General features: G+C 63.9%; 21 protein-coding genes and 1 tRNA gene. 7 read left to right on the forward strand and 15 right to left on the reverse strand.

Annotation, left to right across the window (positions count from 1 at the left end):
• Positions 1 to 59: 59 nt before the first annotated feature.
• From trmD to ffh, 4 genes are all read right to left on the reverse strand, one after another.
• On the reverse strand, positions 60 to 842 hold the full coding sequence (trmD, locus tag C1H69_RS07710; protein ID WP_102652815.1) for a tRNA (guanosine(37)-N1)-methyltransferase TrmD: 783 nt from the start codon (positions 840 to 842) through the stop codon (positions 60 to 62).
• Between the two features lie 38 nt (positions 843 to 880).
• A complete protein-coding gene (gene rimM / locus C1H69_RS07715) occupies positions 881 to 1,438 on the reverse strand; it encodes a ribosome maturation factor RimM (protein ID WP_102652816.1) in 558 nt (185 codons plus the stop codon).
• A 23-nt stretch (positions 1,439 to 1,461) separates the two neighbouring features.
• Complete coding sequence (rpsP, locus tag C1H69_RS07720; RefSeq protein ID WP_102652817.1) at positions 1,462 to 1,710, reverse strand: 30S ribosomal protein S16; 249 nt, start codon at positions 1,708 to 1,710, stop codon at positions 1,462 to 1,464.
• Between the two features lie 244 nt (positions 1,711 to 1,954).
• Positions 1,955 to 3,379 (reverse strand): signal recognition particle protein, encoded by a 1,425-nt coding sequence (gene ffh / locus C1H69_RS07725; protein ID WP_102652818.1) that lies wholly within the window; start codon positions 3,377 to 3,379, stop codon positions 1,955 to 1,957.
• A gap of 307 nt (positions 3,380 to 3,686) precedes the next feature.
• Between ffh and C1H69_RS07730 the strand changes: the two genes are divergently transcribed.
• On the forward strand, positions 3,687 to 4,487 hold the full coding sequence (locus C1H69_RS07730) for a cytochrome C assembly family protein (RefSeq protein ID WP_102652819.1): 801 nt from the start codon (positions 3,687 to 3,689) through the stop codon (positions 4,485 to 4,487).
• A 74-nt stretch (positions 4,488 to 4,561) separates the two neighbouring features.
• On the forward strand, positions 4,562 to 5,851 hold the full coding sequence (locus C1H69_RS07735) for an HlyC/CorC family transporter (protein ID WP_102652820.1): 1,290 nt from the start codon (positions 4,562 to 4,564) through the stop codon (positions 5,849 to 5,851).
• Here the strand turns inward: C1H69_RS07735 and C1H69_RS07740 are convergent, their stop codons facing one another.
• Positions 5,852 to 6,565, reverse strand: a complete 714-nt coding sequence (locus C1H69_RS07740) for a 1-acyl-sn-glycerol-3-phosphate acyltransferase (RefSeq protein WP_240609873.1) — start codon at positions 6,563 to 6,565, stop codon at positions 5,852 to 5,854.
• Between the two features lie 2 nt (positions 6,566 to 6,567).
• Positions 6,568 to 7,185: a TetR/AcrR family transcriptional regulator gene (locus tag C1H69_RS07745; RefSeq protein WP_102652821.1), complete on the reverse strand. Its 618-nt coding sequence runs from the start codon at positions 7,183 to 7,185 to the stop codon at positions 6,568 to 6,570.
• Positions 7,186 to 7,359: 174 nt separating this feature from the next.
• On the opposite strand from C1H69_RS07745, the gene C1H69_RS07750 reads away from it, so the two are divergent.
• A complete protein-coding gene (locus C1H69_RS07750) occupies positions 7,360 to 8,043 on the forward strand; it encodes an SOS response-associated peptidase (RefSeq protein ID WP_102652822.1) in 684 nt (227 codons plus the stop codon).
• A complete protein-coding gene (locus C1H69_RS07755; protein ID WP_240609866.1) occupies positions 8,043 to 10,934 on the forward strand; it encodes an insulinase family protein in 2,892 nt (963 codons plus the stop codon). The genes C1H69_RS07750 and C1H69_RS07755 overlap by 1 nt, the downstream gene beginning before the upstream one ends.
• 96 nt (positions 10,935 to 11,030) lie before the next feature.
• On the opposite strand, the gene sbcB is transcribed toward C1H69_RS07755, so the two are convergent.
• From sbcB to minC, 4 genes are all read right to left on the reverse strand, one after another.
• Positions 11,031 to 12,521: an exodeoxyribonuclease I gene (gene sbcB / locus C1H69_RS07760; protein WP_102652823.1), complete on the reverse strand. Its 1,491-nt coding sequence runs from the start codon at positions 12,519 to 12,521 to the stop codon at positions 11,031 to 11,033.
• 100 nt (positions 12,522 to 12,621) lie between these two features.
• Positions 12,622 to 12,873: a cell division topological specificity factor MinE gene (gene minE / locus C1H69_RS07765; protein WP_102652824.1), complete on the reverse strand. Its 252-nt coding sequence runs from the start codon at positions 12,871 to 12,873 to the stop codon at positions 12,622 to 12,624.
• Entirely contained in the window at positions 12,870 to 13,688 is an 819-nt protein-coding gene (gene minD / locus C1H69_RS07770) for a septum site-determining protein MinD (protein ID WP_102652825.1), read from the reverse strand. Before minD ends, minE begins: the two co-directional genes overlap by 4 nt.
• Positions 13,689 to 13,753: 65 nt before the next feature.
• A complete protein-coding gene (gene minC / locus C1H69_RS07775; protein WP_102652826.1) occupies positions 13,754 to 14,500 on the reverse strand; it encodes a septum site-determining protein MinC in 747 nt (248 codons plus the stop codon).
• Positions 14,501 to 14,749: 249 nt separating this feature from the next.
• Between minC and C1H69_RS07780 the strand changes: the two genes are divergently transcribed.
• Positions 14,750 to 17,533 carry a DUF349 domain-containing protein gene (locus tag C1H69_RS07780; protein ID WP_102652827.1) on the forward strand — a complete coding sequence of 928 codons (2,784 nt, stop codon included), beginning with the start codon at positions 14,750 to 14,752 and terminating at the stop codon, positions 17,531 to 17,533.
• A gap of 35 nt (positions 17,534 to 17,568) precedes the next feature.
• On the opposite strand, the gene phbB is transcribed toward C1H69_RS07780, so the two are convergent.
• Complete coding sequence (gene phbB / locus C1H69_RS07785) at positions 17,569 to 18,315, reverse strand: acetoacetyl-CoA reductase (RefSeq protein WP_102652828.1); 747 nt, start codon at positions 18,313 to 18,315, stop codon at positions 17,569 to 17,571.
• A 200-nt stretch (positions 18,316 to 18,515) separates the two neighbouring features.
• On the opposite strand from phbB, the gene C1H69_RS07790 reads away from it, so the two are divergent.
• A tRNA-Met gene (locus tag C1H69_RS07790) sits at positions 18,516 to 18,592 on the forward strand.
• Positions 18,593 to 18,677: 85 nt separating this feature from the next.
• Here the strand turns inward: C1H69_RS07790 and C1H69_RS07795 are convergent.
• From C1H69_RS07795 to C1H69_RS07805, 3 genes are all read right to left on the reverse strand, one after another.
• A complete protein-coding gene (locus C1H69_RS07795) occupies positions 18,678 to 19,550 on the reverse strand; it encodes a PP2C family serine/threonine-protein phosphatase (RefSeq protein WP_102652829.1) in 873 nt (290 codons plus the stop codon).
• Entirely contained in the window at positions 19,540 to 20,523 is a 984-nt protein-coding gene (locus C1H69_RS07800; RefSeq protein ID WP_240609867.1) for a kinase, read from the reverse strand. The genes C1H69_RS07795 and C1H69_RS07800 overlap by 11 nt, the downstream gene beginning before the upstream one ends.
• 102 nt (positions 20,524 to 20,625) lie before the next feature.
• Complete coding sequence (locus tag C1H69_RS07805) at positions 20,626 to 21,294, reverse strand: vWA domain-containing protein (RefSeq protein ID WP_102652831.1); 669 nt, start codon at positions 21,292 to 21,294, stop codon at positions 20,626 to 20,628.
• Positions 21,295 to 21,495: 201 nt separating this feature from the next.
• Between C1H69_RS07805 and C1H69_RS07810 the strand changes: the two genes are divergently transcribed.
• On the forward strand, positions 21,496 to 22,425 hold the full coding sequence (locus C1H69_RS07810; RefSeq protein ID WP_102652832.1) for a tetratricopeptide repeat protein: 930 nt from the start codon (positions 21,496 to 21,498) through the stop codon (positions 22,423 to 22,425).
• Between the two features lie 76 nt (positions 22,426 to 22,501).
• On the opposite strand, the gene C1H69_RS07815 is transcribed toward C1H69_RS07810, so the two are convergent.
• Complete coding sequence (locus C1H69_RS07815; protein WP_102652833.1) at positions 22,502 to 23,680, reverse strand: MalY/PatB family protein; 1,179 nt, start codon at positions 23,678 to 23,680, stop codon at positions 22,502 to 22,504.
• Positions 23,681 to 23,713 lie beyond the last annotated feature (33 nt).

Here is a 23,713-nt window from a genome sequence, read left to right on the forward strand (position 1 = left end):
GGCGCGCGAGCTTGGCTCGAGAGCGCGGGAGCTGATTGGTGACACAGGCCCATCGTCGCTCAGGGCTGTACGATGTCCTGCACCTCCGCCTTGTCGGCGTATTCCTGGATGAACTCCTCGAGCAGCGCCTGCTGTTCGCGACCCAACGTCCTGCCTTCCAGCAGGTCGGGGCGCCGCAGCCAGGTCCGTCCCAGCGACTGCTTGAGTCGCCAGCGCCGGATCTCGCCGTGATGTCCGCTGAGCAGGACATCCGGTACCCGGCGCCCGTCGATCACTTCCGGACGGGTGTAGTGTGGACAGTCCAGCAATCCCTCGTTGAAGGAGTCCTCCACTGCGGAGTCCTGATGTCCCAGCACGCCGGGAACCAGTCTCGCCGCCGCATCGATCAGTACCATGGCCGGCAGCTCGCCACCGCTGAGCACATAGTCGCCGATCGACCATTCTTCATCGATGTCGCTTTCCACCACGCGCTCATCGATGCCTTCATAACGCCCCGCCACCACCACCACCGGCGGGCCGGCAGCCAGCTCCCGGACGCCCTGTTGATCCAGCCGCCGCCCCTGGGGGGATAGATAGATCACCCTGGGCCGCTCGCCGGTGGCTTCCCGAGCCCGGTCGCGAGCGGCATGAATGGCCGCTCGCAGCGTGTCCACCTTCATCAGCATGCCGGGACCGCCGCCATAGGGACGGTCATCGACGGTGCGATGCCGATCGGTGGCGTAGTCACGGGGGTTATAGAACTCCAGTACCACGCGCCCCTGGCTGACCGCCCGCCCCGTCACTCCACTCCGAGTGAGGGCATCGAACATCTCGGGAAACAGCGAAACGACACCGACCCACATACCCGGCGACTCACTCGAGCCTTCGGCCCCAGTGGCCATCAAAATGTCGGGTCCCAGTCAACGGTCATGATCCCGCTCGCCAGATCCACGTCGATGATCACGTCATCGGGCAGGAAAGGCAGCAGGCGTTCACGATCATCAACGGCCGGCGGCTCCCCATCCGGGTCGCCCTTGACCACCATGACGTCGTTGGCCCCGGTCTCGAACAGATACAGGACACGCCCCAGCACCTCTTCATCGCGGGTCACGACGGTCAGACCTTCCAGCTCGTGCCAGTAATAGTCGCCACGGGGCAGCTCGGGAAGCGTTGCCTTGGGTAGCAGTATCTCCGCCCCCGCCATGCGCTCCGCGCCTTCCCGGCCATCGACACCCTCCAGAAGGGCCACCAGGCCCTTGCCATGACGACGCCCCTGGACCAGCCGATGGCGGGTCAGGGCATTACCCTGTCGCAGCACCCACACGGGGTACTCGAGGATGCCGTCCATCGGGCTGGTATGGGAGTAGACCTTGAGCCACCCCTTGATCCCATAGGGGCTGGTCAACTTGCCCAGCACCACATGATCGTCCAGCTCGATGCGTTCGGCTTGTTCACTCATGACGTCACCGACATGCCGCAGGCTCAGGCCTGCTTGCGGGCTTCCTTGACCAGCTCGGCCACGCGATCGGACATCTGGGCGCCCTGGCTCTGCCAGTGGGTAATGCGATCCAGGTCGACGCGCAAACGCTCTTCACCGCCACGGGCGATGGGGTTGAAGAAACCCAGACGCTCGATGAAACGGCCGTCGCGCGCATTACGCGAGTCGGTCACGGTCAGATGATAGAAGGGACGCTTCTTGGCGCCACCACGTGCCAGACGAATGGTAACCATGGCGTTAACTGTCCTTCGGTTGAGGTTACGTTTAATACCGATGTGCGCCGACCCAGGCTAGCGGCCGTATGGGTCGGCATACTGCTCGAAAGCAGGCCGAAAGGCCCGCCTACGCGTCATTCGGTCAAGAGAGCAGCCGGACAGCTGTCCGGTCCTGCCATGAAGACGCAGCATTCTACGGAAATCAGCCCGGCTTGGAAAGCCCGGCCGACAATCCTTTTCACGCCAAGCGGCCAGGGCCGGCTCAGCGCCGTGGGAAACCACCCGGACCGCCCATGCCGCCGGGCCCGCCCATGCCTCCCATACCGCCAGGGCCACCGGGGCCGCCGCCCATCATGCCGGACATGCCACGCATCATCTTCTGCATGCCGCCTTTCTTGCCGGCCTTCTTCATCATCTTCTGCATCTGCTTGTGCTGCTTCAGCAGGCGGTTGAGGTCCGGCACCTGCAGTCCGGCTCCCGCCGCGATGCGCCGCTTGCGCGAGCCGTTGATGATGTCGGGACGCTGACGCTCCCTGGGCGTCATGGAGTTGATCAGCGCCTCCAGCTTGCCCAGTTCCTTCTCGGGCCCCGGGCCCTGGGCCATCTCGGCCATCTGCCCCATGCCGGGCAGCTTGCCGAGCAGGCCGCCCATGCCGCCCATCTTCTTGAGCTGCTGGAGCTGGTCACGGAAGTCCTCGAGATCGAAGCCGTCACCCTTCTTGACCTTCCTGGCCAGTCTTTCGGCCTTTTCCTTGTCGACGGTGCGCTCGGCCTCCTCGATCAGCGACAGCACGTCGCCCATGCCGAGAATGCGCGAAGCCACACGATCCGGGTGAAAGGGTTCCAGTGCGTCGACCTTCTCGCCCACGCCCATGAACTTGATCGGCTTGCCGGTGATGTGACGCACCGACAGCGCCGCCCCGCCCCGGGCATCACCATCGGCCTTGGTCAGTATCACACCGGTCAGCGGTAGCGCTTCATTGAAGGCCTTGGCCGTGTTGGCCGCATCCTGGCCGGTCATGGCATCGACCACGAACAGGGTTTCCTGCGGTTCGCAGACCCGGTGCAGCTCGGCGATCTCGGCCATCATGGCCTCGTCGATGGCCAGCCGACCGGCGGTATCGACGATAACGACGTCATGGAACTGGATCTTGGCGTGCTTGAGCGCCGCCTGGGCAATGGCCACCGGCTTCTGGTCGCCGCGTGACGGGAAAAAGTCGACCCCGACCTCGCTCGCCAGGGTCTCGAGCTGATCGATGGCTGCCGGGCGGTAGACATCTGCCGATACCACCAGCACCTTCTTCTTCTCGCGCTCCTTGAGGTAGCGTGCCAGCTTCGCCACCGAGGTGGTCTTGCCCGCGCCCTGCAGGCCGGCCATCAGCACCACCGCGGGAGAGCCCTTCAGCGATAGCCCCTCGTTGGCTTCGCCCATGATCGCCTCCAGCTCCTGCTGGACGATCTTCACGAATTGCTGGCCCGGGGAAAGACTCTTCGAGACCTCCTGACCCACGGCACGCTCGCGGACGCGCTCGATGAAGTCCTTGACCACCGGCAGGGCGACGTCGGCCTCGAGCAAGGCGCGCCGCACTTCGCGCAGGGTGTCCTTGATGTTGTCCTCGGTCAGGCGCGCCTGACCCTTGATGGACTTGAGCGTCTGGGACAGTCGCTCGCTGAGATTCTGGAACATGGGCCACTCCGGCTACGATGCTGGCAGAGACTGACGATCCCCTCGCCTGTCGCGAACGAAGCAAGGCATGCGACGATCCGTCACGTGCGCCAAGCGTTCTTTGTTGCCCGCATACGGTAGAAACTGTCGTTGAGTAAAGTCGTCGTGCGTTGATGAGGCGAAATTATACGCTTAGTCGCCGCCAGTCTCCATGCAGCCCACCACCACGGCTGTGCGACAGTGCATGGATTGGTTATAGTAGCGTCGGCAAACCTCTTTCCACTTTCGAGATGTACTGACGCCGGCAACGGCGCACGGATGGCAACTGATGCAGGCGCTTCCTCTGGCTATCATGGCCTTCATCCTCTATCTGGGTGCTGCCTCCTGGCAAGGACTCACTCTGCTGCGACGCGTTCCGCAGCGTCCCGTTCTGGTTCGGGTCCTGGGCCTGCTGGGAGTGCTGTTCCACTTGCCTGTCGCCCTGAAGCTGATCGACCAGAGCCCGGGCCTGATGCCCGGCCTGTCGACCAGTGCGGTATTCCTGACCGGCATCATGGTCATCCTGCTGCTGGCCGTCAGCCTGGCCAAGCCGGTACTCAACGTGTCGGTGGGGCTCTTTCCCATCGCTGGCCTGGCACTATTGCTGGCCGTCGGCCTGCCGAGCCCCGAGCGCACCGGAGACATGACTCCCGGTATCGCACTGCATGCCATGAGTTCCGCCCTGGCATTCGGCATATTGCTGATCGCGGCCATACAGGCGGTGCTGCTGGGCCTGCAGAACCAGGCCCTGCGCCACCACCATACCCGTGGCGTGGTTCAGGTGCTTCCGCCGCTCACCACCATGGAACGCGTACTCTTCGAGTTGATCTGGGCCGGCATGATTCTGCTGACCCTGTCCATTGTCAGTGGTTTCGTCTTCGTGGAGAGCATGTTCGCGAAGCATCTGGCGCACAAGACCATCTTGTCACTTGCAGCCTGGGTGATTTTTGCCGTATTACTGATCAGCCACCATATTCTGGGCTGGCGCGGCATGCGTGCCGTACGTTGGACCCTGGGTGGTTGCGCCGTGCTTTTGCTGGCCTATTTTGGCAGTAAGTTCGTGCTGGAGGTCATCCTGCAGCGCGCTTGAATCATAGGTCGTCTTGACACTGCCGGGCCGAATCCCTAAAAACGTGGCTGATACGCCATTGAGGACCCTTCGACTTGAGCGACGACTTCCCTCTGGGATTGCTGTTCGGCCTGCTTTTCCTACTCATCTGTCTTTCTGCCTTCTTCTCAAGCTCAGAGACCGGCATGATGTCGATCAACCGCTACCGGCTGAACCACCAGGCCAACAGCGGCGACAGCCGGGCTCGCCGGGTCCTGCGGCTGCTGGCCCGCCCCGACCGTCTCATCGGCGTGATCCTGATCGGTAACAACCTGGTCAACAACCTGGCGGCCGCCATCGCCACCGTGCTCGCCATCCATTTCTTCGGCGAGGTCACCGGCCCCGCAATCGCACCGTTGGTCCTGACCATCGTGCTTCTCATCTTCGCCGAGGTCGGCCCCAAGACCTATGCGGCGGTAAAACCGGAACGCATCGCCTACCCCGCCTCCCTGGTACTGGAGCCGTTGCTGAAGCTGCTCTACCCGCTGGTATGGCTCGTCAACGTGATTGCGAACACCCTGCTCAAGCTGCTGGGGGTGAAGAGTATCGAGGGGGGCGGCGACAACCTGACCCGAGATGAACTGCGCACCATCGTGCACGAGGCCGGCACGCTGATACCCCATCGCCACCAGGCCATGCTGCTGTCGATTCTCGACCTGGAAAACGTGACGGTAAATGACATCATGGTGCCGCGCCATGAAGTCGTCGGGATCGATCTGGACGACGATCTCACGGCCATCCTGGCTCAGATCCGCACCAGCCAGCACACCCGCCTGCCCATCTACAAGGGCGACATCAACAACATCATTGGCATGCTTCACCTGCGCAACGCGGCACGCTTCCTGTCCCGTGATGAAGTGACCAAGGCTTCCATCGTCCAGGAGGCGAGAGAGCCCTACTTCATTCCCGAATCGACACCGCTGCATACTCAACTGCTCAATTTCCAGAAACAGAAGCGCCGGATAGGCATCGTGGTGGATGAGTATGGCGACGTGGAAGGCCTGGTAACGCTGGAAGACATTCTTGAGGAGATCGTTGGGGAATTCACCACTGACGTGGCTGGCCAGGACCAGGACATTCACCGTCAGGACGATGGCAGCCATGTGATCGACGGCGCCGCCAATATCCGTGATATCAACCGGATGCTCGGCTGGCAGCTACCGACAGACGGGCCCAAGACACTCAATGGTCTGATCCTCGAGCACCTGGAGGCCTTCCCGGATGGCCCGGCATGTCTGCAGATCGGCACCACCCGGATGGAGATCATCGAGGTGCGCGACAACCTGATCACCGCCGCACGCTGCTGGCCGCAGCCCTCGCGCTCCTCTCGTCGCCAGCAGGGCTGATCAAGACCCGCCCGGCGTTTTCCTGACCGGACAGGCCCAGCTATCGGCCTCGGCCTTCAACGCCCGCACCCGGGCTTCCACCCGATCCCGCCGCGCCAGCCGCGGCGGGATCGGCTCACCGAAATAGAGCGCCACCCGAGCCCGGAACCGGCACGGCCGCTTGGAGAGGGCCGGCCCATCGCAATGGGAGGTCCAGGACCCCCACAGACCCGCCAGGCCGGCCGGAATCACCGGTACCGGGTCTCGCGCCAGGATCGTCTCCAACCCTCGTCGGAAGGGGCGCACTTCGCCGTCCGGCGTCAGGCGACCTTCAGGAAACAGCATGACTACTTCACCGTTGCGCAGGGCCCGACTGACCTCATTCAGGGCACGGCGCACGCTGCCGGGGTCGTGACGGTCGGAGTCCACCGGAATGGCACCCACCAGGCGAAACAACCAGTTGAGCCATGGCGACTCGTAGATAGGCCGGTCCATCAGGAAGCGCAGCGGCCGCGGGCTGGCACCGCCGACCACCAGGGCATCCATGAAGCTGACGTGATTGCAGACCACTACCGCGGGGCCTCGTACCGGTATGAAATGTCGGCCACGAAAGCGCAGACGATAGATGCAGTGGATGAGCAGGAAGATCAGCCGGCGAATGACCGGCCGCGGGGCGCGGGCGACACGCCAGGCACCCGCCGCCACCAAGGTGCCGAACAGCCCGAGAAAGGCCAGGTTCACGCGATACTGGACCTGTTCTTCAGGCCAGCCAGGATGGTGGTCAGCAGCTGGTCGAGCAGTTCACCGACCTCGAGCTGCTGCCCCTGCCAGTAGCCAAGGCGCTCGTTGAGGCCAAGCTGCACCAACCCGTGCACGCTGCCCCACAGGGTCCGCCCCAGGCGCCTGGCCTCCAGGTCGCCCAATGCCGGCTGGTACTCCTTGAGACTCGCCTCGACACGCAGGAACAGGGCTTCGATCATGTCGGACTGGCGCTGGTCCAGCTCGCCTTCCTGGGCCAGCGGGTAGTCGAACAGGAGCTGCCAGCGATAGGGCTCCCGCTGGGCGAACTGCCAGTATGCCAAGGCCAGCGCCTTGAGCTGGCGCTCGGGCGAGGCCCCTTCGGTCAACGGCTCGATGACCATGCGCAGCCGGGCCAGGGTCTCGATGTTCACATGCTGAAGCAGGTTACCGAAGCTGCCATAGAGCTTGAGGAGCGTACTCGGAGCACATCCCACTTCCCGAGCCAGCGCACGCAGCGACAGTGTATGAACAGGATTGCCCTGCAGCCAGGCATCGCTTGCCGCCATGACTTGGGCATGGAGCGCTTCGGGCGCATGCTGTCTGGGACGAGCCATCGATTTCCTCGCAGGAGCGGTGATTGTCTCGGGGCGTCGATACGTGGCGCATGACGCGCTCCGGTCAGATAGGATAGCGCACATCGAACACTGTTTTCGACCATTGCGAGCCAAGCCCTTTCCACTCCTCCTCGACTTGGCTACCCTGACGCCACCTCGACTCACGGAGGCCCCATGGCCGGACGCCTGTTCATTCCCTCTCTCGACACCGAACGATTGCTGCCGGGCCTGCGCCATGATGCACCCCTTATCACTGCCGCCAACCTGTCGCCACGCCGGCCGATATCGCACATTCGTCTCGAAGGCGGCGCCATGTGCCTGGATCGGGCCTTCTGGGGTCTGACACCGCCATGGTTGAAAATACTCGATCATGCCCCGCACTGTGCCCGGGCCGAGTCACTGGAGACGCGCCGGATGTTCAGGGAGGCCTTCGCGGCTCGGCGATGCCTCGTCCCGGCAGGGGGGGTCTACATCTGGAAACCGCAACCGCGCTTCAAGCAGCCCTTTCTGGTGACGAGCACCAACCGCAGGCCATTGTTGCTGGCCGGCCTCTGGTGCCGCTACCACACGACCCTGACCGACCATACCGACTCCATGGCGCTGATCACCGTACCGACCAGCGCCCTGCTGGCACCGCTCAGTGACAGGCTACCCGCCGTGATCGCGCCTGATGACGCCGAACGCTGGCTCGACCCCGGCACGCCTTCGGAAATCGCCAAACGGCTATTGACCCCAGCACCACGGGAACTGTTGGGCGCCTTTCCGGTATCTAGACGTGTGAACGATCCCATGAATCAGGACTCGGCCTGCGCGCACCCTACGGGGCCCATGCTGCGCTGGAACGAACAGGAGACGTAATGCCCACCCTTGTTGCCCCAATGCTTTCAAGCCGCCCCGGTCGGCGGTCCTTCCTGCCACTGGCCGGCAGCCTGTTCCTGGCCGGCGCCTTGCTACCGGGCGCTTTCGTCGAGGCACAGCACGCGGATGAGCAGGACGTCGACTCCGGGGATGCCATCGCTGAAGTCGTGGCACCGCATGTCAGCCCTCATGATGCACGCGATTATCGAGTCCTGACCCTGGACAATGGCCTCACCGCCCTGCTGGTAAGCGACCCCGAAGCCGACCGGGCCGCCGCCTCGATGAACGTGGGGGTGGGCAGTGCCCAGGACCCCGAGGATCTGGCCGGACTGGCACACTTCCTGGAGCATATGCTGTTCCTAGGCACCGAGCCTTTCCCCGAAGCGGAGGCCTATCAGGGCTATCTTCGCCGCCACGGCGGCAGCCATAACGCCTTTACCGCTCCCCAGGACACCAACTACTTCTTCGACATCGAACCGGAAGCCCTTCCTGGCGCGCTGGATCGTTTCAGCGAGTTCTTCCTCACCCCGCTGTTCAATGCCGACCAACTGGTGAGCGAGCGTAATATCGTGCACTCCGAGTACATGGCACGCATCCGCGATGATGGTCGCCGCGAGAACGACGTGCTCAACCAGGTACTCAACCCCGACAACCCCACCACCGGCTTCTCGGTCGGCAGCCGAGAGACCCTGGATCCCCCCGAAGGAGAAACGGCACTGCGCGAACGGGTGATCGATTTCTACGAGCGCCACTACGACGCCAATGTCATGCACCTGGCCCTGGTGGGCCCGCAGCCGCTGGATGAGCTGGAAGCGATGGTCTCCGAGCGCTTCGCCGCCATTGCCGACCGTGGCCTGGAACGCCCGGTGATAGAAGCCCCACTGGTGAACAGGGAAGACCTGCCGCGCCACCTGGAACTCCAGTCCGCCCGCGACAGCCGCCACGTCCGCTTCATGTTCCCGGTGCCCGACCCCATCGAGGAGTACCGCCACAAGCCCGCTGACTATCTGGCCCACCTGCTTGGGCATGAAGGCGACGGCAGCCTGCTGGCCGTGCTGCGTGAAGCAGGCCTGGCCGATGGCCTTTCCGCCGGAATATCGCGCGGCGACGGGCAGCATGCGCTGTTCACCGTCAATGTGAGCCTTACGCCTGCCGGCGCCGAACGGCTGGATGAGATCGAGTCCACCCTGTTTGCCGTCATCGAGCAGATCCGTGAGTCGGGCCTGGATGAGTGGCGTTACGACGAGCAGGCCCAGCTCGCCGAGCAGCAGTTCCGCTTCCAGCAGCACGGTTCACCGTTGCAGGGTGCCATGCGCCTGGCCATGAACCTGGCACGCTTCCCGGTGGAAGACGTGCAATACGCCGCCTACCGGATGGATGGCTTCGACCGCGCACGGATCGAGCACTACCTGGACAGTCTGCGTCCAGAAACGCTGCTGCGCCTCTACAGTGCACCGGACGTCGAAGGTGACGAAACCTCGCCGTGGTTCAATACCCCCTGGCGCGATGTCACATCAGGCGGGACGATGGCAGACCCCCTGCCCGGCCTGGCCCTGCCCGAACCCAATCCCTTCATCGCCGAAGATCTGACGCTTCTGGAGGAACAGCACGAACGCCCCGCGCAACTGCTGGACGAAGCTGGCTTTACGCTCTGGCACATGGCTGACGCCACCTTCAACACCCCCAAGGTGGAGTGGCGCATCAGTCTGCAGAACCCCGAAGCGAGCAGCGACCCTCGGCACACCGCCCTCGCTCACCTGCTGGCCGGTTGGCTGGATGACAGCCTCAACGAGCACTTCTATCCGGCCCGATTGGCCGGCCAGCATGCGGAAGCCTATGCCCACGCCCGCGGCATCACCCTCTCCTTCTCGGGTTGGCGGGACCGCCAGGGGCGGGTCATGCAGCACACCCTGGAGCAACTGCAGCGCGGCGAGATCGACGAGGCCAGCTTCGAGCGGGTCCGCTATCGCCTGCAGCGGGAGTGGCGCAACGCTCCACAGTCGTCCCTGTTCCGCCAGGGGCATCGCACCCTGTCGGAGGCCCTGATTCGTCCTCACTGGCCCACCGACAGCCTGCTGGATGCCAGCAGGGAACTTGACGCGGATGATTTGCGGGACTTCCGCGACACCTTCCTTGCCGCACTGCGGATGGAAGCCATGGCGGTGGGCAACCTGGACGCCGAGACAGCCGTCCTCGAAGGCCAGCGCATCGCCGACACGCTTCAGCCGTCGCTTGCCGAGGACAGGATCCCGGACCTGGAGCCCCTGCGCATCGAGGGCGCGTTACCGACGCTGCATCCTGTCACCACACGCGAAGAGTCTCTGGTGCTGCGCTATCTTCAGGGCAACGACCGCTCACTGGAGACGCAGGCCCGCCTGGCGGTGCTGGGGCAGGTCATCGACACGCCCTTCTACCAGCGACTGCGCACCGAGGAACAGCTTGGCTACGTGGTCAACGCCGGCTATACCCCGCTGCTCGACGCCCCGGGCCTGAGCCTGCTGGTGCAATCCCCCGACACGCCCAGCGACACGATCCAGGGGCATGTGGACGCCTTCCTGGACGAGTTCGATATCCGACTGACCGAGCTGGACGACGCCGATCTGGCACCGTACCGACAGGCTGTCCGTGACAACCTGCTGCAGCGCGATACCAGCCTATCGGGGCGCACCAACCGCCTGTGGCGGGCCATGTCATTCGGCGATACCGACTTCGACCGTCGCGAGCGCCTGGCGGAAGCCGTCCTGGTCGTGACCGCCGATGACCTGCGCCAGACCTGGCCCGAGTTGCGCGAGGCGGCCGTCGTCAACATCGCCTATGATCCGGGCGACGAGCCTAGCGACGTGGCGGCCCTGACCCAGCACCTGAAGCCATTGCCCGACGCCGACGACTGAGCGACTTCCGCTACCGTCCCTTGCCCGCAATCAGCAGCGCCCGGCCTACTGGCCGGGCGCTGTCGTGTCAGAGCCGGGTCGAAACCAGGCGTTCGACTAGTCGAACGCCTGTGGCGGCATCATCGCCTCGACGTGCATCACCAGCTCTTCGAGAACCTGGCGGTCACGATCACTCAGCACCTCCTGATTGAGCCGTTCGATCTCACGAGCGAAATCCTTCAGGGTGAAGCCGGCCACCGTCGAATCGTTCAAGCGCTCCCACCGGAAGGCTTCCCAGCGAACCAGCTCCTCGCTGGTCAGCGTGTCGGGATAGCTGCGGGCCCGGTAGCGGAACAGCATCTCCTCGAGCCTCGGGTCCTGGAAGGCAAAGCGGGCACCTACCAGATCCCAGGCATCGGTATCGCGCACGCGTTGCATCTGCTGGCGGTCGGCGGGCGAGAAGAACCCCCCGCCATAGAGCATCAGATCCGGATCACCAGGCCCCTCGGGAGGGGGCTGGGCAAAGACCTCCACCGCCTTGCGCGCCACATCGGCGCTGGCGGCCAATCGCTTCCAGTTGGCGCGGCAGGCAGGCAGGTCCAACCCCAGGCGCTCGACGATATCGCCATACTCCCCCTTGCGCGGGCCTTCCACGTCCTTCAATGCCGAAGAGGGCAGGATCACCGGGCTGCGGTTGATGTGTATGACCTTGAGCGGAACCCGCTCTTCGCCTTCGGCCAGGTCGCTGCTGCTGACGAAGACACGCTGACGTATCTGCTCGGCACCGAGCGTCAGAAGCGGCTCCGGGTCCACGGAAAGGTCGTAGACGATCACCCCGTTGCGGTTGGTGGGATGCTCGGCAAGCGGCACCACCAACGCGCTGCAACCACGGCTGGCAGGGTATCGGCGCGAGATATGCAAGACCGGCTTGCGGCTGGGCACGTCGAGGCGCCGGGCGACCTCACGCTTGTTGCGCAGTTGCAGCAGGTGATCGAAAAGCCGTGGATTGCACTGCCTGAGAAGCTTGGCCAGCGCAATGGTGGCACGCACATCGGCCACCGCGTCGTGGGCCCCTTCATGAACGATGCCATTGGCGGCGGTGAGGTCCTCGAGGCGAAAACTCGGGGCGCCATCCTCACGCCTCGGCCACTCGATGCCGGTCGGCCGCAGGGCATGAAAGGCCCGCACCGCATCGATGAGGTCCCAACGGGAATTGCCGTTCTGCCACTCCCGCGAGTAGGGGTCCAGCAGGTTGCGATAGAAAAGGCAGCGACTGATCTCGTCGTCGAAGCGCAGGCTGTTGTAGCCAAGGGCACAGGTGCCCGGCTCACTCATCAGTGCATGGATGCGTCCGGCGAACTCGGCTTCCGGCAACCCGCGACGACGCGCCTGCTGTGGCGTGATGCCGGTGATCAGGCAGGCCTGGGGATGCGGTAGATAGTCATCGGCGGGCTTGCAGAAAAGCTCCACGGGCTCGCCGACCTCATTGAAGTCGGCATCGGTTCGAATGGCAGCGAACTGCGAGGCGCGGTCGCGACGCGGATCGGCGCCAAAGGTCTCGTAGTCATGCCACAGAAAGGTCATCGGGGCGGCATCGGGCTTCGCCATGGGCGCGGTGTCTCCTGACTCTGCGTCACTGAGTGGCACAGACTAGCATAGCCTCGCCGACGCCTCAGCCCGCCGCCTCGACCTATTGGCCCGCCCACCCTCAACTACGCGGCAGGGTGACATTGAGTTCCAGCACCGAGCAATTGTCTTCACTATCCAGGCTGATACTGATGGCATCGTCGTCCACCTGGACGTAACGGCGGATCACTTCCAGCAGCTCCTTCTCCAGCATCGGCATATAGTCCGGCTGACCGCGCTGGCTACGCTGGTGGGCCACGATGATCTGCAGTCGCTCCTTGGCGACCGACGCGGATTTCTTGCGTTCGCGCTTCAGGAATTCGAGCAACTTCACCGGCGACCTCCTCCGAACATGCGGCTCAGCAAACTCTTCTTCTGGGATTCATGGAAGCGCAGCGGCACTTCCTCACCGAGCAGGCGCGAGACGGTGTCGGCATAAGCCTGTCCCGCATCGCTATTGTCATCATGGGTGACCGGAACCCCCTGGTTGGAGGCACGAAGCACGGCTTCGGACTCCGGAATCAGGCCGATCAGATCGATGGCCAGAATCTCGCGAATATCCTCGAGGTTGAGCATGTCGCCATGGTCGACGCGAGCCGCGTTGTAACGGGTGATCAGCAGGTGCTCCTTGACCGGGTCCTCGCCACGCTCGGCCCGTCGGGTCTTGGACGCCAGCAGGCCCAGGATACGGTCCGAATCCCGAACCGAAGACACTTCGGGGTTGGTCACCACGATCGCCTCGTCGGCATAGTACATGGCCAACTGGGCGCCACGCTCTATACCGGCCGGGGAATCACAGAGGATGTAGTCGAAATCCTTGCTCAGGGTCTCGAGGATCTTCTCCACTCCCTCGGAAGTGAGGGCATCCTTGTCTCGTGTCTGGGAGGCCGGCAGGATATGGAGGTTGTCGACCCGCTTGTCGCGGATCAGTGCCTGGTTCAGGCCGGCTTCGCCCTGGATGACATTGACCAGGTCATAGACGACACGACGCTCGCACCCCATGATCAGGTCGAGATTGCGCAGGCCCACGTCGAAATCGATGACGACTGTCTTGTTGCCGCGCAGCGCCAGCCCGGTGGCGATGGCTGCAGCACTGGTTGTCTTGCCGACCCCACCCTTGCCTGAGGTCACTACGATGATCTTGGCCAAGATGTGTTTCCCTTTGGATAACGTTGAAAAAAAAACGATGAATCGGTACTCGAGGGAGGTTGCGCCTAGGTCAGGGAAGTAATCCCCAACTGGGCGTCGCTGAGCGTGACTTGAACCGATGTGCCCAGCAGCTGAGGGTCGATGTCTTCGAGACGCTTGTAATTACCGGCCACGGAGAGCAATTCGGCACGCAGCTCGCGGCAGAAGATGCCAGCCAGGGTGTCGCCATGGATACCGGCCAGGGCACGGCCGCGAAGGGCGCCGTAGACGTGGACGCTGCCTGCGGCCAGCACCTCGGCGCCAGCATTCACGGCACCGATGACCACCAGGTCTCCCTCCGGGGCGGTCACCTGCTGCCCGGACCGTACCGTGCCTCGGTAGATACGGCCGCCGCTGGCGGTGCTTTCCGCGCGGCCAGGCACCGACTCGTCCGGCGCCGGCGCCGCATCGGTAGTGGCGACCCCCTCCAGCATTCGAGCGCGCCCGCTGTCGGAAGGGGGAAACCAGCCCAATCCCAGCGCCCACGCCGACTGCTTGACCGGGTCGGAGCCACCCCGCACCGCTACCGGCAGCAGCTTGTGAGCCCGGCACACGGCGCAGATTCTCTCCAGTGCCAGGTGAGGCTCGTCGAGCTTCTCTACACTGAGCACCACGGGAGTGTGCTGAAAAAAAGCGGGGGACTGACTGAGCTTGCCGGAAAGCTGTTCACGGATGCGTTCCGGGTCTGCGCTGGCCAGTTCCATGACCGTCATTGGCAGCATGCCACCCTTGAAGGTGAATGCCATGCTTGCCCTCTCCACGTTCAAACTCATTGCCGGACTCCACTCGGGTGTTGTCGGGTCGTGGGACTAAAGCTAAGCGAGTCCCCTCGCCCCTGCAACTGATCATACGGCCAGCGGGCCGTTGATGACATTGTCGCCATATGACTACAGCCGCCCGCCCCCCAGGCTTTTCCGCAGCCTCGCCGCGTGCTTAGATACAGACATTAGACGCCGACTCGATAGCAACAATACGGCACGCGCTGGCAGCACGCCTTGCGCTTCTCACGTTCAGGACGCCCCATGCCCGGATTTTTTCGACGCCTCTTTGCCCCACGCTGGCAACACCCCGATACCCAGGTGCGCTACCAGGCCGTCGCCCATCTCGACCCCTCGCGCCCCGAACATCGGCAGGCGCTGGAAACGCTGTGCCTCGACGATGATCCCAGCATACGCCTGGCGGCAGTGGACAAGCTAGAAGAGCCTGGCAGACTGTGGCAACTTGTCGAGCAGAGGCAGGACAACCCCGAGTTATATCAGCGACTGGCGGACCTGATCTCGGGAAGAGCGGGCAACCTGGAGCTGCCGCAGCGGCTGAAGTTCGTGGAGGAATTCAGCGACAGAAAGCTGCTGTCGGCCATCGCCCTGCAAGGGGACAACCAGCAATTGAGACTCTCAGCCGTGGCGAGGCTCGACCAGGAGGTCGATCTCATCCAGCAGGCCTGTGACAACAGTATTGCCGTCGTTCGGCATGCCGCCGCGTCACGGGTGACCAGCGAGGCAGGCCTGCACCAGTTGGCCCAGAAGGCCCGCCGCGACCGCCAGGTCATGCGCCAGGCTCGCGAGCGGCTTGGCCGGCTACGAGCCGATGCGGCCTCACTCAACGCCGAGCGGGAGCGACGCGAAGCCCTGCTGGTCAAGCTGGAAGCCCAGGCCAGGGCTCCCTGGGAGCCACTCTACGCCGGCCGTTACCGGCACATGGCCCGGGAGTGGAACGCCCTTGAGGACATGGCCGATGCCGGCCAGGAGCGCCGCTACCAGGATGCCTGTCAACGATGCCGCAAGGTGATCGCCGACCATGAAGCACGCGAGCATGCCCACGTTGAGACGAACCGCCGGCGGGAGCAGGCAACCAAGGCACGAGAGTCCCTGCTGGACACGCTGGAAGAGAGCATCGCCGGGCTGCCCAAGGGCGACAGACTGACCGCGCAGGATATCGCCAGCCTACGCTCACAGAAGCGGCTCATGGCCAATCGCTGGCAGACACTTTCCGACTTGCATGTCACGGACGAGGTCCTGCGGGCCCGCTACGACGCCGTACTGGCCGACTATGATCTGGTCCTGACGGCGTGGGAGCGATTCGATGCCGAGGCACCCCGGATCGAGCGCGCCCTGGCGGAGCGGGACCGGGCACGGCTGGCGGCCTGCCTGGAAACCTGCCAATGGCCCGACGAGTTGCCCCTTCCCCCCCTTCTCAACCGCGCCCAGCGTGAGCTGGCCGGCAGTGACGGTCCAGAAGGTAATGGCTTGGATTCCCGGCTGGCTCGTTTCGGCGAGGACCTCATCCAACTGGAACGACTGCTCGATCGAGGCGCCTTCAAGGGCGCCAGCCGCCTGCACCAGAGCCTGCGACATCGAGCCGAGTCGCTTCCCGAGAGCGCTCTTCTTCCTCATCAGGCCGCCTTGAAACGGCTCGGCGCACAACTCGCCGAGCTGCGCGACTGGCGCGGCTTCGTCGCCGCCCCCAAGCGCGAACAGCTCTGCCAGGCCATCGACGAACTTGCCGAAGATACCAGCCAGCCAGACACCGAGCTCGACAGACGCCATCGTCAACTGATCCGTGACTGGAAGGCACTGGGTGACGCGGCGGCGAATCGCGAGCTGTCAGAACGCTTTCGCGCCGCCTCCGACCGCCTCCACGAACGCCTCGCGCCCTGGCGGGAGCAGCTGAACGTCGACCGCGCCCACAACCTGGAGGCGCGTATCGCCCTGTGCGAACAGCTCGAAGCACTGCTGGAGTCGCCCGCCGAGAACGCAGACCCGGATGCGCTCCGGCGCATTAGAGACCATGCCCGTGAGGAGTGGAGCCGCCACTCACCGGTGCCACGCGACCAGTCGGAAGCCATCGGCCGCCGATTCGGGCGCATCCGCCATACGCTGCAGGGGCTCATTGATCAGCGGGCCCGGGAAGTGGCCGATGCCAAGCAGAAACTCATCGAAGAGACCAGAGCCCTGCTTGAGCGCCAGATGCCCCCTACGGTACGTGCTGACGAGGCCAAGGCGCTACAGCAGCGCTGGCGGGAGCTTGGCCGGGCACCACGCGGCGAGGAGCAGTCCTTGTGGCGTGAATTTCGGGAACTCTGCGATCGGATCTTCGCCGTTCGCGATGCTCAGCGGGACGACCGCTCCCAACGCGTCAGGGAACGGCTGGAAGAGATGCAGACCCTGATCGACCGCCTGGACGCCTGGCAACCCACGTGCCATGCGGACCGGAAGGTTCTGGGACAGGCCATGGATCAGGCCGCGGCCCTGGAGCCCCTACCCCCGGGCAGGCGCACGGAGGGCATGCTCCGCCGCTGGAGCGGTATTGTTCGCGCACGCAGGGAGCGGCTGACACGCCTGGCCGTAGCCGAGGAAGTCCAGCGTTGGCAAGCTTTCCGCTCACTGCTGGACGCCCACCTGAGCGCCGACGCCAAGCTGGCGGAGCAAGGCATCGCCGAGACCGTGATCCCGGCCGACACCCTTTCCCTGCCCGAGGACATGCGGGACGCCCATGAGCAGCGCAACGCGGCACGATGCCGCCCTCCCGCCACTGACGAGATCGCCGAGCAACTGGCTCGGTTACGGGTTCATCTCTCATTGCTGGCCATGGGCCGAACCAGCCAGCAAGATGAGCCGCTGCGCCTGGCCATCCAGGTGGAGCGGCTCAATGAAGGACTCGGCCGGGAGCTCAACCGTGCCGAGGAGGTCCGGGCCGTACTTCGCAACCTGTTGGCAACGGGCCCGGTGTCACCGCAACAGTGGGAGCGGGAAGTGGGCGAGCTGGATGTCCTGCTCACACGGTTGACCCACCTGCCTCCCCCCTGACATGACTGTGGGAGGCCAAGGCCTCCCGCGGTTCACTACCCCATGAATTGGCCACCATTGATATCGATGTTGGCCCCAGTGATAAAACCGGACTCCCTGTCGGCCAGAAAGAGGACCAGCCGCGCAATTTCTTCCGGTGTGCCATAGCGCTTGACCGGGATGGTCTCGCGGATCGCCTCACGCACGTTTTCTGGAATCTTCATGATCATGTCGGTGGCGATGTAGCCCGGCGACACGGTATTGACGGTAATGCCCTTGGTAGCGGTTTCCTGCGCCAACGCCATGGTCAAGCCATGCATGCCAGCCTTCGCGGCGGAATAGTTGACCTGACCGAACTGCCCTTTGCGGCCATTGATGGAAGAGATGTTGATGATGCGGCCGTAACCTTGCTCGAGCATCCCCCCTATGACACTCCTGCAGGTGTTGAAGACACTGTTGAGATTGGTATCGATGACCTCATGCCACTGGTCCGGGGTCATCTTTTTCATGGTGCCGTCCCGGGTGATCCCGGCACAGTTGACCAGCACGTCAACAGAGCCATGTGCCTGCTGGATCTCATTGAGACCGGCCTCACATGCCTCATAACTGGTCAGGTCCACCCCCGACAGGGAGATGTTGTCGAAACCGTCGGCCTTCTGAGTCTCGAGCCAGGTCTTCGCCTTTTCCGGGTTGTGGTAACCCGCGACAACATGATATCCCGCTGAGGCAAGAGCACGACAAATCGCCGAGCCGATACCACCGGTTCCGCCGGTTACCCAAGCAACGGGCGCTGATTGAGTCATATCCCACCTCCCTGATCATGACGCTTGTATCGCAAATTATACTTGACCTGCATCAACAGGCTCTCTGTTACAGGATGCTACTCGAAAGGTGCTTCGTTCAAGCATCCTTTGTGAGTATGGACCCTTGAGCGCCACGTGCACGAACGATAAGCTCCCCCTTGACATAACGCAGAAAAAGCGTAGAATTCGCCCCACGTTGATGCGGGGTGGAGCAGTCTGGTAGCTCGTCGGGCTCATAACCCGAAGGTCGTCGGTTCAAATCCGGCCCCCGCTACCAAGCTTTGAAAAAGCCGAGATTTTTTATATCTCGGCTTTTTTGTTGGGCCCAGGGGTGAGCAAAGCGCGCCCGCTATCACTTTTCTCTACTCTAGCGCCTGTTGCGGCAAGTCGCGCGCGGCCAGGGCAATGCTGCGGTCGTCGCCCGTGGTGCCTCGGCAGAAGGCCTCGCTGTAGAAAAGCCGGACCAGGTCGCGCTGGCGCAGCTTTCCTCGGCGCAGGCCATCGAGCCAGTGGCTGAGCTGGCCGGAAACCTGCCCGCCATCCAGCGAGACCAGCTTTTCGGCCGCGCCGTCAGTCATGACCGCGGCACCGGTCATCTGCCCGACCGGCCGGCTGCCCGACTGCACCTGGTCGGGCTCGAGCCTGTCGTCGACGAAGGTCGTCTGGTTGGCGAATTCACCGCGTCCGGGCTCCCCCAGGGTGATCAGCAATGGCGCCACGCCGGGCCCACCATTATCGAGGTCGGGATCGGCCGGCACCGCCTGCTCGATCACGATGGCGCCGTCCCCCACCTTGAGCCACATCAGATATGAACGCCCCGTGACCAATACCAGCAGGGTGCAGCGCAGGTCCCGGACCGGCCGACATTGCGCTTCCGCCAGGTCCATCAGCACGCCCCTGGCGTGCTTGGCCAACAGGCGAGCGAACTGGTTGATGTTCTCCTCATCGGGGCCCCCCGCCCGATCCAGGAGCCGCGCCACCTGCGCTTCCAGGGTGTCCAGCAGCCGCATGACAGCGGTCACTACCGCTCTGGCTCCCTGATCGGAGGCCGGCGAACTGCCGGCGCCATCTGCCACGATCAGCACCGACCGCTCCCCAGCAGCAGCGCCCGCGGCATCCTGACAGGGTAACGGTGGCCCGGCTTCCAGGTGCGACAGCCCGGCGGTTGCCACCGCCAGGGCGGCCCAGTTCAACGGATGGCACGTGGGGTCTGCATGAATCAACTCATCTGGCATGCAATACCTGCGATTTCTTCGAACTGCCCGGCCCGATGAGTCGCCGGGAGCACTCCCCTGATTCCAGTTGCTGACGATATTCGGTCAGTGCCGCATGCCATTGCGGCAACGTGGCACGATGCCGCGGGACGTTGGCCCCCGAGGTAAAGGTGGTGACGAACATGTCGCGGATCCCCTCGGGCAATTCGCGCCAGAGGTCATACCACGCCCCCTCAGGGACATCGCGCCCACCCTCGCCATAGGCGAAGTTGCCGCGCCTCAGGTTCCTGACCGGATCGTCGCCTCCCACGATGTCGTAGGGGTGCCGCCCCAGCATCAAGCACTTGAACAGCACGATGGCCAGAGAGAATGCCTCGCTCTGGGAGGTGCGCACGATATTGCGAAAGGCCACGCCCTGATGTTCCTTGGGCGTCATGTCGGGGCTGCCGACGGGGCATGGGTAGAAAGTGCCGCCAACGCGCAGCTGGTAGCTGTCACAGTCGATGAGCGTGACCTGCTGGGTGGACGGCATGCAGAAGACGTTATTGAGGTTGTAGTCACCAATACAGACACCGGCACGATGCAGCTGCTGCACGATCTCGATGAAGCGGATCAGGTAGCCGACGACCCTGGACCGGTCCAGGCCGGGAAAATAGCGCTGATAGAGCAGCGCATGGGCCAGGAAACCCATCTTGACCCCTTGCGCCCGATACATGGCGAAACCGATCCAGCGATGCTGGTCGTCGAAGACGCGAATCAGGGGCCAGCAGACGTCGCGGGTCATCTGAGCGTCGCGCAGCTCACGCATGGCCTCTACCTTGCGGTGCAATTCGTCGCCTCGCTTCTTCAACACCTCGGGGTAATACCATTTGACGATCACGTCCTGGCGATCCTGCAGGGCGAAGATCTCCCCTTCACCACCGCGCTCCAGGCGCTTGCCAAGCCGGCGAACCTTGCCCAACGAATCCGTTACCATGCGTCCGCGCAATGCCACTAGACCTCCTCCCCGGCTCGGGCTGCAGGCGTCACCGGCTGTATCGATCCCATCTCGCCGCCGCGTCGCCTGTTCCGTCCATGCCTGCCTGCATGAGGCGACTCAGATGCTGTCCCAGCTATCCGTGGGCGGCAGCTTGATCTGCTCCGTCGTGGAAGCCGATGCCGAGACGCGGCTCATGCTGGCCGACAGCCACAGGAAAAATTCACGAAACTTCAAGCCATCGAGCCGCTTGGCGGGGCGCGTGGAGAAGGCGCTGAGCGCATCGAGGTCGGCTTCCTCGACGCCAACCGGCATCACCACCATCTTGCGCTGCTTCGCCAGGGCACGGGCCCGGGCGGAAACCGCCTGCCACTGGTCGGTGGGCACACCATCGCTGATCACTACCAGCCATGGCTGATAATAGGCCACGCCGGCCTTGCGGTAGGCCGCCGTGCGCTCCTCGAGGCGATCCAGCGCCAGTTCCATTGCCGACCCCAGCGGAGTCAGGCCCGACGCCGTGAAATGTCGGCACTGGGAAATGTTCATGGCCGTCGTGAACGGCAGCTGCTCCGTGACCTTGCCCCCGGCGGTGATGACTCCCAGCTCGACCGAGCAGGCAGCCATATCGTCCTCCTTGATGGCGGAGATGAAAGCCTGCACGCCGGCATTGAGTTCTCGCATCGGCTGACCGAACATCGAGGCGGAGGTGTCCAGCACCAGCATACAGGCGCAGCGAGGGGATGGATTATCGATCAGGTCGCTACTGCTGTTCAGTTGATATGTCGCCATCAACGGTTCCTCGTGATCGGGGCATCTGACCCCGTTATGGCAAGACGAATCCGAGACTACCACAGCGCTCGCCCGGATGCCCCGCCACCTTGACCAACGCCAACCAACGTCCCAGTGACGCGTCAATGCCAGCCTGCCCTTGAATCCGGTGCCCGCCACCCGCATCTATCGAACAAATTCACCTTCATGAAAGGCCACGCCATGTCCATCGTCGACCCTCGCAGCGGTGCCCCCTTGACCCCTCCGGAGCCTACCGCTCCAACGGCAGAATCCGCACCGGAAGAGGCGCAGCTGATCATCGATGTCGATCGCAACAACATCCAGCAGCTGTTGGAAATCTCCACCCAGGTTCCCGTCCTTCTCGACTGCTGGGCGCCCTGGTGCGAGCCCTGCAAGGTGCTGATGCCTATTCTGGAAAAGCTCACCCGGGAGTACAACGGGGCTTTCGTTCTCGCCAAGCTCAACATCGATGAAAACCAGGAAATCGCCGCCCAGTTGGGTGTGCGCTCGGTTCCCGATGTCAAGCTGATCAGCCAGGGTGGCCTGGTCGATCATTTCCAGGGCGCGCTGCCCGAGAAGGAGATTCGCGAGTGGCTGAGCCGCTACTTCCCGCCAGTGGAAGATGCCCCGGCCAGCCCCGAGGAACAGGCAGCCGACGCCTTGGCCCAGGGGGATATCGCCACGGCCCGGGCTCTCTATGAGCAACTGGTTCAGCAGAACCCGGAGCACTACGCCTATCAGGTGGAACTGGCTCGCACGCTGGTGGCCGAGGAGCGCGGCCAGGAGGCCCTGGCGTTGCTTGACAGCCTGCCACCGGAAGAGCGGGACGCCGCGCAGGCGAGGGGGGTGCGCGCCAGCATCGAGTTCCGGGAAGAGGCGCCATCGAGCGAAGAGCTTGCCGCCCTGGAAGGGCGTGACGACAGCGAGGCACGCTTCAAGCGTGCATTGCGTCAGGTGGCCGACGGCGACTACGAGACCGGTCTCGAAGCACTGTTGGCATTGATGCAGTCGGATCGGGGCTATGGTGAAGACGCGGCACGCAAGACCCTGCTGCGCGTCTTCGATGCGCTGGGAGCCGACCATCCGCTAACGGTGACCTATCGCCGCAGGCTCTTCACCCTCCTTTATTGACCCGCTGTCTTGTTGACCTGCCACGTGGACGGCGACCGCGATTGGGTCGTCGTCCATGCAGTGTTGACGGAGCACCTTACACCTTCAGCACACCGTCGAGCCTTGCCAGCGCCTCCTCGAGCTGCGTGGCCGTGGTGCCGAAATTCAGCCGCACGAACCCGGGCCAGCCAAAGTCGGCGCCATCCGACAGCGCGACTCCAGCGTCGCGCAGCAATACCTGCTGAGGCAAGCCGTCTCGACCGACCAGTCCTTCCGCCAAACGCAGGTCCAGCCATGCCAGATAGGTCGACTGTGGCTCACTCATGGCGACCCCCGGCCAGCAGGCCACCCGTTCAACCAGGGTACGGCGGTGGCCACGCAGCACCTCGATCAACGCATGCCGCCAGGGGTTGCCACGAGCATAAGCCGCCTCGGCGGCGACCAGGCCCAATACGTTACCATCCGGCATCAGCCCCCGAATGGCCTTGGCAAAACGGTGCCGCAAGGCATCGTTCGGGATGACGGCACAGGCCGTGGTCAGGCCGGCCAGGTTGAAGGTCTTGGAGGGCGCCCAGAGGGTGATCGTGCGAGCCGCAAGCGCCGGGAAGGCTGCCGCCAGCGGTCGATGCACGGCATCCTCGTCCAGCAACAGGTCGCAATGCAGTTCATCGGACACCACCAGCAGGTCATGGCGAGCCACCAGCGCTGCCAGGTCAGCCATTTCCTCATGTCGCCAGACCCGGCCGGTGGGGTTGTGAGGATGACACCACAGCAGCAGCCGGGTTTCAGGGGTGATGGCCGCTTCCAGTGCCTGGATATCGAGCCACCAGGTATCGCCAGCCTTGGCGGGCTCCGCCAGGGCGGCCTGCTGCGGAAGACGCCCCGTTCGCTCCGCCACTTGCAGGAAGGGAGGGTAGATGGGGGTGACGGTCAGAACTCCGTCGCCGGGCTCTGTCAGCGCCAGGCTGGCCAGGTGAAGGGCTGGCACCACGCCGGGGAGCCATAGCTGCCAGTCGGGCTCGATCGCCCAGTCGTACTCCCGAGCGCTCCACTCGCATAGGGTCTGCTGCAGGCTGTCCGGCACCAGGCCGTAGCCGTAGACGCCATGATCGACCCTTGCACGCAATGCCTCGATGACCGCAGGCGGCGAGAGGAAGTCCATGTCGGCCACCCAAAGCGGCAATACCCTGTCACCATAGCGGTGCCATTTCTGCGTCGGCCACTTTCCCTCTTTTGGGTGGCGACGCTCGACAGGCGTGGCAAAATCGAACTCCATGTTCTTTCCTCGCATCAGGGAAGTAGCCAACAA

Origin of the sequence: Billgrantia endophytica (assembly GCF_002879615.1) — a bacterium.
GTDB lineage: Bacteria > Pseudomonadota > Gammaproteobacteria > Pseudomonadales > Halomonadaceae > Halomonas > Halomonas endophytica.